This is a genomic window from Hyphomicrobium sp. B1, assembly GCF_049532635.1.
GTDB lineage: Bacteria > Pseudomonadota > Alphaproteobacteria > Rhizobiales > Hyphomicrobiaceae > Hyphomicrobium_B.
Genome location: NZ_CP134871.1, coordinates 3,404,810 through 3,420,929, shown reverse-complemented (window position 1 = coordinate 3,420,929; position 16,120 = coordinate 3,404,810). Strand labels below are relative to the sequence as shown.

Annotated in this window: 15 protein-coding genes; 14 read left to right on the top strand and 1 reads right to left on the bottom strand. The window is 57.1% G+C overall.

Translation table 11 applies throughout. The features are described 5' to 3' along the window. The first annotated feature begins 2 nt into the window (after positions 1-2). The 3 genes from RLW55_RS16335 to RLW55_RS16325 are packed head-to-tail and all read left to right on the top strand — an operon-like array spanning position 3 to position 3,098. Positions 3-1,532, top strand: coding sequence for an aldehyde dehydrogenase family protein (locus RLW55_RS16335; protein ID WP_423414756.1), 1,530 nt, complete (start codon positions 3-5; stop codon positions 1,530-1,532). Between the two features lie 13 nt (positions 1,533-1,545). Beyond that, complete coding sequence (locus RLW55_RS16330) at positions 1,546-1,707, top strand: hypothetical protein (protein ID WP_414462590.1); 162 nt, start codon at positions 1,546-1,548, stop codon at positions 1,705-1,707. Beyond that, positions 1,704-3,098, top strand: a complete 1,395-nt coding sequence (locus RLW55_RS16325; RefSeq protein WP_423414755.1) for a cytosine permease — start codon at positions 1,704-1,706, stop codon at positions 3,096-3,098. The genes RLW55_RS16330 and RLW55_RS16325 overlap by 4 nt, the downstream gene beginning before the upstream one ends. A 641-nt stretch (positions 3,099-3,739) precedes the next feature. Here RLW55_RS16325 and RLW55_RS16320 read toward each other — a convergent pair. Beyond that, positions 3,740-4,606, bottom strand: coding sequence for a LysR substrate-binding domain-containing protein (locus RLW55_RS16320; RefSeq protein WP_423414754.1), 867 nt, complete (start codon positions 4,604-4,606; stop codon positions 3,740-3,742). A 116-nt stretch (positions 4,607-4,722) separates the two neighbouring features. Between RLW55_RS16320 and RLW55_RS16315 the strand changes: the two genes are divergently transcribed. The 11 genes from RLW55_RS16315 to RLW55_RS16265 all read left to right on the top strand — a co-directional run bounded on the left by RLW55_RS16315 (position 4,723) and on the right by RLW55_RS16265 (position 15,781). After that, positions 4,723-5,736, top strand: coding sequence for a zinc-binding alcohol dehydrogenase family protein (locus RLW55_RS16315; RefSeq protein ID WP_423414753.1), 1,014 nt, complete (start codon positions 4,723-4,725; stop codon positions 5,734-5,736). Positions 5,737-5,776: 40 nt separating this feature from the next. After that, a complete protein-coding gene (locus RLW55_RS16310) occupies positions 5,777-6,361 on the top strand; it encodes a cupin domain-containing protein (protein ID WP_423414752.1) in 585 nt (194 codons plus the stop codon). Between the two features lie 44 nt (positions 6,362-6,405). Then, on the top strand, positions 6,406-6,843 hold the full coding sequence (locus RLW55_RS16305) for a GlcG/HbpS family heme-binding protein (protein ID WP_423414751.1): 438 nt from the start codon (positions 6,406-6,408) through the stop codon (positions 6,841-6,843). Positions 6,844-6,880: 37 nt separating this feature from the next. After that, positions 6,881-8,077, top strand: coding sequence for an L-dopachrome tautomerase-related protein (locus RLW55_RS16300; protein ID WP_423414750.1), 1,197 nt, complete (start codon positions 6,881-6,883; stop codon positions 8,075-8,077). Between the two features lie 219 nt (positions 8,078-8,296). Further along, a complete protein-coding gene (locus tag RLW55_RS16295; RefSeq protein WP_423414749.1) occupies positions 8,297-9,232 on the top strand; it encodes an L-dopachrome tautomerase-related protein in 936 nt (311 codons plus the stop codon). Positions 9,233-9,240: 8 nt separating this feature from the next. Beyond that, complete coding sequence (locus RLW55_RS16290; protein WP_423414748.1) at positions 9,241-10,260, top strand: zinc-dependent alcohol dehydrogenase family protein; 1,020 nt, start codon at positions 9,241-9,243, stop codon at positions 10,258-10,260. Between the two features lie 9 nt (positions 10,261-10,269). Continuing rightward, positions 10,270-10,635: a helix-turn-helix domain-containing protein gene (locus RLW55_RS16285; RefSeq protein ID WP_423414747.1), complete on the top strand. Its 366-nt coding sequence runs from the start codon at positions 10,270-10,272 to the stop codon at positions 10,633-10,635. 1,415 nt (positions 10,636-12,050) lie between these two features. Further along, the gene (locus RLW55_RS16280) at positions 12,051-13,487 is read left to right on the top strand and encodes a TolC family protein (protein ID WP_423414746.1); all 1,437 of its coding nucleotides are present in this window, start codon (positions 12,051-12,053) and stop codon (positions 13,485-13,487) included. A gap of 15 nt (positions 13,488-13,502) precedes the next feature. Next, on the top strand, positions 13,503-14,888 hold the full coding sequence (locus RLW55_RS16275; RefSeq protein ID WP_423414745.1) for a multicopper oxidase family protein: 1,386 nt from the start codon (positions 13,503-13,505) through the stop codon (positions 14,886-14,888). 28 nt (positions 14,889-14,916) lie between these two features. After that, positions 14,917-15,417: a cupredoxin domain-containing protein gene (locus RLW55_RS16270; protein ID WP_024275801.1), complete on the top strand. Its 501-nt coding sequence runs from the start codon at positions 14,917-14,919 to the stop codon at positions 15,415-15,417. A 52-nt stretch (positions 15,418-15,469) separates the two neighbouring features. Continuing rightward, positions 15,470-15,781 carry a copper-binding protein gene (locus RLW55_RS16265; protein ID WP_423414744.1) on the top strand — a complete coding sequence of 104 codons (312 nt, stop codon included), beginning with the start codon at positions 15,470-15,472 and terminating at the stop codon, positions 15,779-15,781. Positions 15,782-16,120: the final 339 nt, after the last annotated feature.

Here is a 16,120-nt window from a genome sequence, read left to right as displayed (position 1 = left end):
TCATGGCGGCTCCGCAGGATTTCGATCGACTCTCGGGAAAGATCTACGTCGACGGTCGCTTCGTGGCCAGTCGGGCGACAGAGCACCTAGACGTGATCGATCCCGCCACCGAGGAGCGCGCAGGAGGTATTGCTGACGCTACCAATGACGAGGTGGATTACGCGATCGAGCGCGCCAACTCCGCGCGGCGCGTGTGGATGGGCATGGACGCGCGTAGCCGTGCCGTCATCCTGCACGACATCGCGTCGCTCTTGAGACAAGACAAGGCTCCCTACGCGGAGTGCCTCACGCGCGAAGAAGGAAAGCCTTACAAAGAATCGGTAGACGAGGTGTCGTGGTGTGCAACGGCCATCGACTACTACGCCGAACTCGCACGCCACGAGTCGGGGCGTATTGCCGGCGCGACAGTGCCTGGGCAATTTCACTTCAGCATAAAGGAGCCGCTCGGCACCATTGTGATCGTGCTGCCTTTCAACTATCCGCTCGTCCTGTTGTGTTGGGAGGCGGCCGCAGCTCTTGCCGCTGGCAACGCCGTTATCATCAAGCCTCACGAGCAGACGAGCCTCACGACTCTCAGGTTTATGGAGGCGTTTGCCACTCTTCCACCCGGATTGATGCAAGTCGTGACTGGAGGCGCGCGCGTTGGCCAGCGTCTGATCGCAAGTCCGGGGACGCACGGCGTCGCCTATACGGGTTCCGTCTCTGTCGGACAGGCCGTGGCACGCACCTGTGCCGAAACCTTCAAGCCCTGTCTGATCGAAGCTTCCGGCAACGATCCTTTCATCGTCATGCCATCTGCTCCGATGGATATGGCCGTGCGCGGTGCCGCGTTCGCGGCCTATCTGAATTGCGGTCAGGTGTGCACATCGGCCGAGCGGTTCTATGTGCATGAAAAGATTCACGACCAATTCGTTGAAGGCCTCGTTGCCGAGGCAAAAAGACTTCGCATAGGTAATGGCCTTGACGCGGTCGACCTCGGCCCACTCGCAACGAGTAAACAGCGCGACCGCTACGAAGGGTTGATCGCACGCGCACGTCAGCAGGGCGCGAAGGTCGCGACCGGAGGTGGCCGTCCGGCCGAGCTCAACCGCGGCTGGTTCGTTGAGCCGACCGTGTTGACCGATGTTACGCCCGATATGCAGATCATCAACGAGGAGCCGTTCGGCCCCGTTGCGCCAATTTGCAAGGTCAAGGACTTCGACGAGGCGATCACGCTTGCTAATCGTTCGCGCTTTGGCCTTGGCTCCAATCTCTACTCCCTCGACATCGACGAAGCCTTCCGCGCGGTGCGCGAGATCGAGTCCGGCATTCTCTGGGTAAATGCGCCGCTCCTCGATAATGACGCGCTGCCATTCGGCGGCCGAAAGCTGTCCGGCAGCGGTCGCCAGCTTGGACCCGAAGGCCTCGCTCAGTTCCAGAACACTAAGTTCGTCATGATCGATCCGAAAGCGTCGAACCAGGACTTCTGGTGGTTTCCGTACGCCGACGCGGAGAGCTTCGAAGGACGCCAAAACATGACCAGCATCGGCTAGGGAGGAGAATGCAATGACCGCGAATAGACTGGATCCGGAGCTTGAGCGGCGAATTGCCGAGCTCGAGAACGAAGAGAATAAGGAAGCGGGATTTACGCCCGTTGATTGGTTCTGGCTTGTTTCGTTGGGCGTGATCGGCCCAATGCTCCTTCTATATTGGGGGTGGCCGTCATGAGCAGTGAAACGACAAGCGTCGAGCAATCGGGATGGCCACTCACGACGCGTGACCGACATTGGACTCAGTGGCAGCTGTTCGTCGTCCTACTCGTCGCGGCGGCAGCGACGTGGTGCTACATCATCGGCGAATATGTCGGCTACTATCTTAATCTTAAGATGGGCTTTGCGGCTATGACTGCGGGCTCCATGATCGGCATGCTACTCGTGACGCTTGCCGTCGTCCCCGTGGCAACGCGCTATGGTGTCGATTCCATTGCAGGTGCTACGCCGCAGTTCGGGAACCGTGGCTGGCTCCTAACGGTGTTTCTTCAGTACGCGTCGATTATAGGTTGGAATTCTCTGCTCCTCATCTTCTTTGGGAAATCGGTCGCTCAGCTCCTATCGACACTTGGTGTGACGACGGCCGAGAACGTCGGAACAGTAGTAAGGGTTTCTACGGCGCTCGCCTGTATCTCCGTATTTGTCGTGCTGCTTGGAGGAGCCACTGGTCTCGAGCGCGTTGCCAAAGTTCTCTTCTTTTTCATCGTCGGGATCGGCTTCTGGATGACGTGGCTTCTGTTGACTCAACAGTCTGGAGCCATTGCCGCAGCCAAACCTGCTTATGCCTCCGGCAATTTGCGGTGGGACTATGTGACGGGTCTGGAAATTGGGATCGTGAGCCTCTTGAGCTGGTGGCCTTACATCGGCGCCATGGTCCGCGAGTCTCCGAACGCCCATACGGCTACGCTGCCGGCGATGCTGGGCATGGGATTGCCCGTGCCGCTGTTGTCGCTGGTCGGCCTCGCGGCAGTTCTCGCTCTTAAAGTTTCAGATCCGTCGGCTTGGATGGTTCAGCTCGGCGGTACGACATACGGCGCGGTTGCCCTCTTGTTCGTCATTGCAGCGAACCTCGGTACGACCATGGCGGGGGTCTACGCGACCGGCATCGGCCTGCGCCAGGTGCCTGGCCTGTCTAAGCTCCCCTGGAGCGTCATTATCCTATTCGGGCTCCTACCCGTGTTGGGCATCGGACTTTTTATTCCTGACCTGTTCTTCGACAATTTCGGAACGTTTCTTGCCTTTATCGGGGTCTTCTTTGCGCCGCTCTGCGCAATCCAGATCGTCGATTATTTTCTCCTGCGGGGGCAACGGATCGACATTCGGGCCATCTACCAGCAGGGCGAGGGATCAGCATACGCCTACTGGGCCGGTTTCAATCCAGCAGCCATCCTCGGAATGGCCGCAGGCTTCGCAACCTATGTCTACTTGCTCAATCCTGTTACATACGCGAGCAGGACCCCATACGAGTATTTGACCGCCTCGCTACCTACCGCGCTCATGGGCGGCCTGGTGTATACCATCATCACGCTCTTTGTTGTGAAGCCAGCAGGCAAGGGCGGCTATCGATAGCACTCATTCCGTTTGGGCTTGGCGCTATCAAACTCTGCAACAAAAATGCCGTCGCGGGGGCGAAGTTTCGATCTTCGGACTTCGCCGCTGTGACGGACGACAACGGAAGCTTCAGGTTCAATAACCTATACATCTGGTTTGAAACGGTGGTTCGGCACTTCCTATCCGGGGCCACTCCTCTGCTTTTTGGCCTGTAATGTCGCCGAGGTAATGGCGGCTTTTCGGATGATCGCGACCGTTGCGGATTGGTCTTGTGCCACCTCCGCTCGGTCCCAGAAGCCGACGTGAGCGAACGCAGCATGACCTATTGATCTGGGCCGGGTGTGCGGAGAAAGCAGAAATCGACGGTGTTCCCGATCAGTTAGCCGCCAATAATACGACGATATTCGGTGTCGCTCGGTGAGCAGACGATGCGACTTCATCAGCATCGAGTCAGAAGCGTACCAACCCGAATTTTTGTTTCATGATCTCCTCGCGGTGCCGTTCAGCGCGAGCCATCCGATTGAGAGGATCAGAATGTGAAGGCGAACAGTGACCTGCCCCTCGTCCTATTGAAGAGGTTGCCAGCCGTCACAACGATTTGGAGGCGTCATAGTGCGCTCACGCGCCTGCCGTTTTCGCGTGACGCGGACAACAAAAGATTATTCTGCAATCTCTATCCGGCTCCGCATACCCTCAACGAGAAACTGTACTAGCGGCTGGGCCAGTATTCTCTGAGCACCATCGTCGCCAAGGACAACAATGTCCGTCATGGGCAGCGGGGGCCAATTGTCCGGCACGCTCAAAATCTTCAAGCCGTCCTTAATGAACGAACGTCCAAGAATCGTCACGCCAAGTCCGCCTTCAACCGCAGCCTGGACCCCCATCAGGCTGCTCACCGTGCAAGAAGCGATCCACTCCTGACGCGCGGTGTCGAGCGTTGCAAACATAAGATCTCTGTATGTGCACGGCGCTCTGAGCAGGACCAACGGCACCGGCTGAGAGACGTCCAATTCAAAATCGGTGGCTCCAAACCATACCATGGGCTCCCGCCAAATTATGCGACCGCGATCGGGAAACTGTCGCGTCCCGATGATGAGGTCGAGTTCGCCGTGATCGTAAGCGGCAACCAATTCGTGCGTAAGGCTCGTGTTCAGGTCCAAGTGAATATCTGGATGGAGACGCAGGAAGCGAACCAAAAGTCGCGACAGCTGATGCGGGACGAAGTCTTCGCATATTCCGACTCTGAGTTTGCCGCGTGCGTGAGAGGATTGCAGCGAGCGAACCATGTCATCGTGGAGCTCCAAAAGGCGCCGAGCACCAATTAACAACTGACCGCCAGCCGCTGTAAGCGTAAGCGAACGACTGCTTCGATCAAAAATCTGCAGGCCGATCGTTTCTTCGAGCCTGCGAATTTTTTGACTTACGGCGGATTGTGTTCGGCCAACTTTGTCTGCGGCGATCGTGAAGCTGCCCGCATCAGCGACAGCAACAAATGCGCGGAGCAGGTCGGGATCAAGGTCCAACATAGCGTAACAGCCATTAGAAGCCCTACTGGGCCTATTAAGATTTCGAGTTTCCATTCCGCCCGGCGGTACGACATACAGCCCCCGACGAAACTTGAGCACAGATCTTGGTAATTCGAATGAAGGCCATTGGCTACAGGCTTGCAGGACCGATTACTGCCAGGGATTCACTTATCGACTTCGATAGTCCGGATCCGATTCCAGGTCCTCGCGATCTCCGCGTGGCAGTCAAGGCGATTTCAGTCAACCCGGCAGATGTCCAACTGAGAGCGAGAGTTTCGCCTGCCGAGGGCCAAATCAAGGTACTCGGATTTGATGCCGCCGGAGTCGTTGACGCGGTCGGTTCAGAAGTGTCGCTTTTCAAAACAGGCGACGAGGTCTTCTACGCCGGCGCAATCGATCGGCCTGGTACCAACAGCGAGCTACACCTCGTCGACGAACGCATCGTCGGGAAAAAGCCAAAGACACTGCGATTTTCTCAAGCAGCAGCCTTGCCTCTGACGTCGCTCACCGCGTGGGAACTGCTATTCGACCGTCTCGCGCTTCCTTATGGAGATAAAAGCAAAAGTGGGTCGTTGCTCATTATCAACGGCGCGGGCGGCGTTGGCTCGATACTAACCCAGATTGCTCGCAGACTTACCGGAGTGACCGTTATTGCAACTGCCTCGCGACCGGAAACGATCGCATGGTGCCAGGCGATGGGTGCCCATCACGTAATCGACCATAATCGACCGTTCCTGGAACAAATTCGCGCAATTGGCTTGCCTGCAGTCGAGTACGTAGCCGGCTTGACGGCGACCGACAAGCATCTCGGCGATATCGAGGCGGTGTTGGCTCCTCAGGGAAAGCTTGCCCTGATCGACGACCCTAAAATTTTAGACATCGTCAAGCTGAAGCGAAAAAGCATCTCCGTTCATTGGGAGCTGATGTTTACGCGCAGTCTGTACCGGGCGAGTGACATGATCGCTCAACATCGCATTCTCAACGAGGTCGCTGATTTGGCGGATGCCGGCGTTCTGAAGACCACGCTCACGGAAGATGCCGGGCGTATAAACGCGGCCAATCTCATACTTGCCCACCAGCACGTGGAAAGTGGACGCGGCTTCGGCAAGACCGTTCTTGCTGGCTTTTGAGCAAAGAGCCGAATGCACCACTCTTACCGAGGATACCTAAATGTCAAACGGCGATAGATGGAAAAACGCCCGCGCGCTAATGTGCAACGCCGGTCGGAGCAACACTTTAGTTGCTGGTCTAGCGCTCGCCTCGCTTTGCGCATGGCACATTGTTCATCCATCACTTGCCATCGCCGATCCGATTGCGCCCACACTTTCCGGAGCACCGGAAGTAACGGACATTCCAGACAGGGGTACGCAGCCAACAATCAGTAATCACACCGCTTTGATGCCGCAGCTCTACAAACTTGATGCGCAGCCGGTGGAACAGATTTCGCCTCTTGTGCAGAGACAGATGCTGCACGGGACGCAGTCCACTTTCGTAAAGTGGACGGTAAAAAAGGGAGGTGTCTTTCCTCTTCACCATCACGCAAATGAGCAAATTACGTGGATCACCGAAGGCCAATGCGAAGTTCTTTCGCAGGGAAAGAAGTTCGTCGTGTCCACCGGGTCCGTGCTCGTTATTCCGCCAAATGTGCCCCACGAATTTCATTGCACTGAGGATACGATCGATATCGATTTCTTCTCGCCCCAGCGACAGGACTGGATCGACGGTGCAGCTTCTGTCGCCGCAATGCCGAAATGATAGCCCAGCGATTTGAGCAACATCTGCACACCAAGGAAACATCGATGAAGATCGAACCACTTTCGCAAAATAAGCATCAGTTGACCTATGAAGGAGCGGCGACAGCGATAAAAGCAGCGGTCGCAAAATGCCGCGAGTTATCCGCGCCAGAATGCATCGCCGTTGTCGATGCGGCAGGAAATCTTCTAGCCTTCGCCCGGGTCGAAGGCGCTGCGGTGCTTGCGCGCGAGCCCGCGATCGCGAAAGCAGCAACAAGCGCCGCCCTTGGAATTCCGACGGGTCAGATCCCCTTCGAGTTTGGGGCAAACTTGGCGTTCGCAAGCCATGGCGGCATTGCAAATCTTGGAGGCGGATTTCCGATCGTTTTCCGCAACGAGGTCTTGGGTGCAATTGGAGTTGGCTCCGGCACCACGGAACAGGACGTTGCCGTTGCCGAAGCGGGGCGCGATGCGCTGCTGAGCGCGTTGGCTGCTCCCGTTTGAACCGCTACTTCGTATTTTTGCCCTCGGGAGAACGGCGATGAACCCCCGCAAATTCAGACTTGTTGCGATTTGTGCTCTGGCGGCGTTGTTTGGAGCGAGTGCTTCAGGCCAAGAGAACCCGGAGGAACCGATGACAGCAAGAAAAGCATCGCTCCCCAGCGATCGAGTGATCGGGCACATCGAGCCCGTGTTTGAATTTTACGATGATATGCCGACAGGGGTCAGCGTTTCGGCTGAAGGCAGAATCTTCATAAATTTCCCGAGATGGGGTGATGAGGTACCTTTCACCGTCGGCGAAATTCGTGACGGCAAAGTCGTTGCCTACCCCGATGCCAGCTTCAACAAATTCGATCCTAAACGCCCGGGGGAGACGCTGGGTAGCGTTCAAAGTGTCGTGGTCGACCCAGCCGGCAGGCTTTGGATTTTGGACACAGCCGCGCCAAAGTTTTCAAAGCCAATCGCTGGCGCAGCTAAGCTCCTAGCGGTCGATCTTGCAACCGACAAGGTCGTCAAGACAATCGTTTTACCGCCATCGACAGTTTTGCCCACGACCTACATCAATGATGTGCGTTTCGATTTGCGCAAAGGCAAAGAGGGCGTCGCCTATATCACCGATTCTTCTGTCAGCGGCCCCGGCGGGATCATCGTCGTCGACCTTGCAAGCGGCGAAAGCTGGAGAAAGTTGACGGGCACCAAGTCGACCTCTCCCGATCCTGATTTTATTCCCGTGGTCGAGGGCGAACGATTAGCGGTCCGCGAAAAGGGAAAGCCGCCGGCTCCGTTCACCGTGGCCTCTGATGGTATTGCACTCTCTGCGGATGGCGCGACCTTATATTTCTGTCCTCTCTCAAGCCGCCACCTTTTCTCGGTGCCGACGGGTCTCCTGCTTGATCACTCGGTATCCGACGCGACCGTGGAGCAATCCGTCAAAGATCTTGGTGAGAAAGGAGCTTCGGACGGACTCGAGGCCGACGACAAGGGCCGAGTCTACGCGGGCGATTACGAGCGCAATAGCATCCGCCAGCGGCAGCCCGACGGCGAGTGGAAGACCATCGCCCATGACCCACGCATTCTTTGGCCTGACACGATGTCGGTGGCAATGGACGGGTATCTCTATTTCACGGCCAACCAACTTCACCGGCAAGCACAGTTTCACGAGGGAAAAGATCAACGGGAGAAGCCGTATACGCTTTTCCGCGTAAAGATAGACGCCGGCCCGGTGCTCCTCAAATAGCACGATCCGAACGATGATGTTTCAGAGGAGGATGAGATGCGAACTCCAGCATGGGCTCTTTGGCTTTGGCGAGCATCAGTCCCGCTGTGCCTATGGTCTACCCTGTCGGTTTCCAACTCGTCAGTAATGGCTCAAACGATGCCCCATCTTAAGGTGCAATACTCATCGCCGTCGCTGATTATGAATGGGGTGACGACCACTCCTGATGGAAGGCGCTTCGTGGTCGTTCAACCACTCAAACCGGGTCAGCCCGAGGTCGCTGAAATTACAAGCGGCACAGCGGTGCCCTATCCCAATGATGATTGGAATAGTTGGAGCGACGCTCGCGACGGCTTCGATAGGTTTGTGGGCGTGAACTCCCTGCGCATCGGGCCTGATGGCGCATTGTGGATTGTAGATCGAGGTGCTCCCGGTATCGGTAAGGCTCTTGTCGCTGGCGGTCCGAAGCTCGTCAAAATCGACCTTGCCAGTAACAAGATTGCGAAGGTTTACAACCTCGCTTCAGTCGCTCAAGGCAAAAGCTTTGTTGACGACGTCCGGTTTAACGGGACGCACGCCTATCTCACCGACGCTGGGCGTCCAGCAATTATCGTCCTCGATCTGAATACCGGCCGCGCTCGCCGCGTTCTGGAGAACCATCCGTCGACGATCGCCAATCGACCGTTGATGGCCGAAGGAAAGCGGCTCGTTGATCCAGACGGCCAACCTATCGTGGTGCACGCTGACCAATTGGAGGTATCGGCCGACGGTCATTGGTTTCTCTATCAGCCGTGCTCCGGATTGATGTCACGGATCGAAACCCGCTACCTCGACGACTCTACGATCCCTGCCGATACGCTCGCAAGCCACGTGGAGAGTTTTGCCGATACGCCTTCGACTGGTGGCACCGCGATCGATAAGAACGGCATCATCTATCTCAGCGATACCGATCAATCGCGGATCCTAAAAATTGGCCCCGATGGCGTCATCTCGCCTTTGATCGCAGATCCTCGTCTCGCGTGGGTGGACGCGATGTGGATCGATGATTTGGGAAATCTCTGGATGCCAGCGGCACAGATTAATCGGCTCGCAGGGCTGAACCACGGCGTCGATGCGGTTCGTTGGCCCGTGACGATATATTCGCTCGCGATCGGTGCCTCTCCGGTCCGCAGATAGAGAGGAGCTTGCCCACGATGAAAGCCGTTATCGTCTCCAAGAAAGACGGACCGTTTGAACTTGCCGATATACCAACACCCGCGCCGTCGGCCGGTCAGGCATTGGTCAAAGTCTATGCTGCCGGGCTCAACCCTCTCGATCTAAAAATCCGTGCGCAAGCCGCGGCACATGCCGAACAGCCATTACCAGCGATCCTCGGCATGGATGTCGCCGGCTCGGTCGTCGCCCTTGGCGATGGAGTTAGCGGTTTCGCAATCGGTGATGAGGTTTACGGAATGATCGGCGGCTTTGGTGGACACCAGGGCGCGCTTGCCGAGTATGTGGCCGTTGATGCGCGCCTTATCGCGCCTAAACCAAAAAATCTAACCATGCGCGACGCGGCCGCGTTGCCGCTCGTCTTCATTACGGCTTGGGAAGGGCTTATTGACCGCGCGCATGTTCGGAAGGGGCAAAGGGTCCTTGTTCAAGGTGGAGGCGGCGGCGTCGGCCATGTTGCGATTCAAATTGCAAATGCGTTTGAAGCCGAGGTTTACGCGACTGACAGGCCGGAGAAAGCCGATTTGATCCGAGCACTTGGTGCAACTCCGATCGACTTCACGACGGAAGGGCCTGATGACTATGTTGCGCGCTATACCGGTGGTAAAGGCTTCGACCTAATCTACGATACCGGCGGCGGCAAGGTATTAGATGCCTCGTTTGACGCCGTCGCTCGATTTGGCCACGTCGTCAGTTGTCTCGGCAGGGAGCAACACTCACTCGCTACACTCTCTCTTAAGGCCGGAACGTATTCAGGCGTCTTCACATTGCTTCCGATTCTTACAGGTGAAGGGCTCGAACATCATGGCGAGATCATGAGGGAAGCAACCCGCTTGGCAGAGGCAGCTAAGCTCCGGCCTCATGTCGACAGCCACCACTTCAATTTGGCGACAGTCGAAGACGCCTATGCGCTTCTCAGAAGCGGGAACGCAAACGGCAAGATCGTTATCGAGATCTCAGAAGCGCGCGCCGAGGCAGATAAACACGCGTAAGGCGCACCGATGCAAAAATGGCGGCTCAAGCTCGTCGTTGCTCATGTCGATACGCATCTCGACCAGAAACTGAAACTTGGCGATTTGGCTGCTATTGCCCGGATGAGCCCTATGTATTTTGCAAGCCAGTTTAGAGCCGCTACGGGCTGCACCCCCAACTCCTTTGTCAGATGTCGACGTATCGAGCGGGCACAACACCTTCTCCTAAATTCTGAGCGATCGCTCACTGAGATTGGCTATCATGTAGGCTTTCGTTCACAGGCGCATTTTATTGTCAGCTTCAAAAGCGTCACGGGTATAACGCCGGGTCAGTGGCGACGCCGAGGCGAGCTGACGATCGGCCATCCGGTGAAGACGTTGCAGAAAAGTGTTTAGACATCTCGGTAAGGGGTGAGCGGCGCTGACGTCAGTAACGGCATCCTACACGCTTAGATACTGAAACGTGTACACGTGCTTCGTGAAACAAACGGTGGCGTTGCTTATGGGATAGTGCGGCGCGGTATGCCATTGCACGTCTTCGTCCGCTTTCTCGGCACTGCTGACTCCACCGGTCAGGTGCCACGGCGAACCCTGATGTCTGCAACGGGCCAAAAGCAGTTTTGACCGGGAAGACATTTGAGTTCTGCCTGCGTCGAGCAGAATTCGCGTCGAAGGTTTGTGCAAAACGGGTGATGCCCATGATTGCTCTTGGGGCCCTATGACCGCTCATGACGACATCGAAGTGCAAGTCGGCGCGGTGACGCCATGGGTAAGGGATCATCAGTATGCCGCGGATTTGAGCGTTCGAACCGTCGCGAGGGTTTCTAAATCATCGCCGACCGCGAATGCGGCCGTCGCGAGCGCAGTTGCATTCAAAGCTCGTGGTGCTGCGGCCACATTCCGGGAGCCCACGGCCACATGAATTGCGATTAACTTGCACCGCCAGGGAATATTTCTTAGGTTCAGAATCGAACTGGTAATAAGTTGGAAGCATGCGCGCTTTACTTAAAATGCTGGCGGTGATCGCACTAACCGTTGTCGGTTGGTCGTCCGTTGCTAGCGCGCATGGCGGTGTGTCTCATGTCGGGCAGCGTTCGTCGCCAAGTTCCGCCGCTAGGTCCTTGCACCAAGCGACGCAAACAAAGTTAGCTGCTGAAACAGTGATCGAAGCTTCGAATGTCGGGGCTCCGATTTCCGATTGCAATGGTCCGTGCTGCTGCCAGGGGATGTCGCACTGCAGCTCCTCGTGTGGCACGCCATCCGCCCTCAACAGCGCGTCAGTCGCTGCGCATGATTTAACTGACGCTGGAGCGAAGGTCCGAGCATTTCTCGGCGGGATCGCGAGTCTTGACCGTAAATTCGGTCTCGAAAGGCCCCCCAGAGTCTAATTGCGCCTTTTTGCGCGCGGCCTAGCAAAGGCCGGTCGTGGCGGCATGATTTAGCGCTACGCGAATTTTTCAGCGAAAAACACAATCGGTCTGACGCGTCATCGTCGAACCTATTGGTTCGTCGTCAGACCTCTCTTCCGCGAGGTACCGATGCTCGTGCGCGTCTTCGTCGCCACGTCTGTTGTCTTAACAATGTCCGCTTGGGGTGAACCACCGCCGCCATGGCCAGTAAGCGGGCCAATGCCGGACCGCCCCGCACGCGTTCCGTCCGCCCATTACAGCAATGTGGGGGCGGGAACCAAGGTCTATGTGCCGGTCGAACCGATGCCATGGGGAGACGCGAACAAGCGCGTCGCCCCTCAGCAATCGAAGCCTAGTCAAAAGGGAAACTAGCCGCGCCGGAATGCGCGATGAGGGGATGGAATGATTTGGGGGAATGATTGGCACACGCGCACGTGTAGACGCACCTGCACTCGTGTCTTGGCCGGGATCTCAGGGCTGCTGCTCGCGGGATGCGCGCATTTTTCGAAGGATGGCGGGATGACACTCGTCGCAGACCAAACTGGCAGCGTGCTCGGCACGCCGGCGGTAAAAATCAGAAATGAAGCGGAAGCCGCCGCTGCGCAGGCGCGGGTCAAATCGCTTTTGTCGGCGCCGTTATCGGCCAAAGCGGCCGTAGAGGTGGCTTTGCTCAATAACCGCACGCTGCAGGCGGCTTACAACGACCTCGGCGTCTCAGAGGCGGAGATGATTGAAGCTAGTCTTCCTCCGGCACCGTCGTTTTCATTCGTACACTTGACCGGCGCAGAGCTGGAGATCGAGCGGCAGGTCACACAAAATATCCTCGCGCTGTTGACGTTACCGCGTAGACGACAGATCGCCGAAGATAGGTTCAAAGTTGCACAGTTGAAGGCGGTTGAGGCGACGCTTCAAACTGCTGCCGAGGCACGCCGCACTTATTACCGCGCGGTGGCAGCCGCGCAGACAGTAAGGTTCCTAGAGCAATCACGCGCATCTGCCGATGCCAGCTCTGAACTCGCAAAGAAACTCGGCGAGACCGGCGCGATGCCGAAACTCGAACAGGCTCGCGAACATGCCTTTTACGCTGAGGTTAGTGGCCAGCTAGCCGTCGCGCGGCTGAGACAGCGTAGCGAGCGTGAGAAACTCAATAGAGTACTTGGTCTTTGGGGCAGCACACTTGCGTATCGGCTTCCTCAGAAGCTCCCGGCGTTGCCTGCCAGACCGCGCACAGCTCCGGAGATTGAGACTGAGGCGGTGGCGTCGCGTATTGATCTGCAAATTGCGCGTATGAATCTGGTGGCGCTCGCAAAGGATTACGGTCTCACGCGCGCAACGCGTTTCGTCGATGTTCTCGAGGCCAGCGGTGTCGACCGCAATGAAATCAAACCGGACGAGCGGACGCCGCGAAGCGGTTACGAACTCAGCTTCCAGATCCCGATTTACGATTTTGGCGAGGTAAAGGTCAAACGCGCGGAAGAGACCTATCTCCATGCAGTGAACATGCTGGTTGCCAAGGCAGTCAACGTGCGCGCGGATGCCAGGCAGGCCTATCAGGCATATCGCGGATCTTATGATATCGCACGCTACTACGAGAAAACGATCCTGCCCCTCCGCGAGACAATCTCGGAGCAGACGCTGCTCAACTACAACGGCATGCTCTCGGACTTGTTCGGGCTTCTTACCGACGCCCGCGCACGGATTTCCGCGAATATGCAGGCGATCGATGCCAAACGCGATTTCTGGCTCGCCGACGTTGACCTCCATGTAGCGATGATCGGCGGAGGGGGGCTCGGTGCCAGTCCCGTCGAGGCGCAGCAAGTTTCATCTCAATCCGATTAACGAGGACATGCCGTCATGAGCGTCACGCGTCGTAATTTTCTCGCCACCTCCGGGCTCGCGCTAGCGAGCGTAACACAAGTGACCGGCCGCGTTGCCGCCGCGTCAATTCCGGAAGCGCCTATTCAGGCTTCGCCACTGATGCAACCGCCGCTCCATCCGTCGAGCGGTCCTGATTATCAGCCGGTGGTTACCCTCAATGGCTGGACGTTGCCCTGGCGGCAGAACGGAGATTGGAAGGAGTTCCATCTCGTCGCTGAGCCGGTGGTGCGAGAGTTTGCACCCGGCATGAAGGTCCACCTCTGGGGATATAACGGCCAAGCGCCAGGCCCCACGATCGAGGTGGTTGAGGGCGACAAGGTCCGCATCTTCGTCACCAACAAACTTCCCGAGCACACGACTGTCCACTGGCACGGCATGATCATTCCCAACGGCATGGACGGAGTCGGGGGGCTCACTCAGCCGCACATCCCGCCCGGAAAAACTTTCGTCTACGAGTTCCAGCTCAATGCCAGCGGCACCTTCATGTACCATCCGCACTCCGACGAGATGGTGCAAATGGCGATGGGAATGATGGGCATGTTCGTCGTCCATCCCAAAGACCGAGCGTACCGGCCGGTTGATCGTGATTTTGTCTTCATCATGAGCGCGTACCGCGTCGACGCCGGGGCCTACCTCCCAAAAGTCAACGAGATGCTCGACTTCAACATGTGGACGTGGAACAGCCGCGTCTTTCCCGGTATCGACGTGCTTCCCGTGCGCCTTGGCGACCGCGTTCGCGTGCGCATGGGCAATCTCACCATGACCAACCATCCCATCCATCTGCACGGCCATCACTTCGCGGTCACCTGCACCGATGGTGGATGGGTGCCGGAGAGCGCGCAATGGCCCGAGACCACGGTTGACGTGCCTGTTGGCGCGGTGCGCGCCTTTGACGTGGTTGCGGACAACCCCGGCGATTGGGCCTTCCACTGCCACAAGACGCACCACGCGATGAACGCGATGGGGCACGACGTTAACACCTACATTGGCGTCGATCTCAAAAGCATGAGTCCGAAGATCTCCAAGGTGGTGCCGGATGGCTTCATGCCAATGGGCCAAGCCGGCGGTGCCGATATGGCCGAGATGGAGATGCCGCTGCCTGACAACACCCTGCCTATGATGACGGGCTTCGGCCAATACGGCCCAATAGAAATGGGCGGCATGTTCACAATCGTGAAGATCAGGGAAGGCCTGGACCGGAACGATTACAAGGACCCGGGCTGGTTCAAGCATCCTGAGGGCACAGTCGCCAGACCCTGGAACGGCAATCTCGCCGATGCTGAGGAGGCTGCGCCTGCCCGCGTCAAGCCCAACGACACGGAACTTCGCGTCATCAAGCCCAAGGGATCGATGAATCACTGATCAGAAAAATCGAGGAGACGTACCATTCATGCTTCTTAAGGCACAATTGTTCGCGGCGGTGATCGCTTTCAGCTGCGTGACGCAAATCGGCACGATGCCGCAACTCATATCTTATGCAGATGCGCATGAAGCAGCAGACGACGATGATTTCGCCGCTGGAGAAGCCGGCGACCCCAGCAAGCCCTTCCGCGTGCAGGAGATCACCATCTCCGAGAAGGACGGGGCGATGCTTTATGAGCCCGCCGAAGTCGACGTGAAGCTCGGAGAGCAAGTGAAGTTCGTCATTCACAATGGCGGTTCGCTGAAGCACGAGTTCCATCTGGCATCGGTGGAGCAGAACGCGAACCACCGCATTGAAATGCAGAAAAATCCCGAGATGGAGCACGACGATCCGAATGTACAGACCGTCCAGCCCGGAAAGGACGCTATTATGCTCTGGCGATTTTCGAAGCCGGGTGAATTCGAGTTCGCCTGTCTAATTCCCGGCCATTACGAAGCTGGGATGCACGGGAAGGCCGTCGTCAAATGACACCGACCGGATGGGGCGAACAACTCAACATCAACTGTGAACTGGAGTTTGTATGATGAAAAGATCGAAAGCGCTTCTTATCTCTAGTGTGGTCGCCTCTTTGATATCCGTTGCGGCGAGCGCGGAAGATGCCAAGTCCCTGCCGATCATCAACGGCGTGGTGAAAAAGATCGACGCAGCTGCCGGCAAGATGACGATCAAGCATCAGGCGATCACCAATCTCGATATGGGCGCCATGACGATGGTTTTTAAGGCGAATGATCCAGCGATGCTGAAAACGGTGAAGGCGGGCGACAAGATCAAGTTCAGCGCTGACAAGATCAACGGACAGATCACGGTCATGATGGTCGAGAAGGCCAAGTGACCGCGCGGATGGCTGGCATGACCCCCGCTGGCCATCCACAATTCAGACAAAATCAAAATTGAGCTTTATGGAGGCACCCATGTTGTCTCTCTTCACAGGCGTCGTCGTATCGAGCACGCTGCTTGCAACCGCGCCTCAGACGGGAGTCGGTTGGATCACGAGGCCGCACCCGGAACGCTTTTTAGTCTTGGTTGACACACGAACCTACCGCCACTGCCATAACAAGCGCGGCAAATATGCCGTCTGCTTCAAGAAGGATCCGCGCGATCCGCCGCGACCCGTGTCGGAGCAAGCCGGACGGAGAGATCCCGATCAGTCGCAAAGTCATCAACACCACGA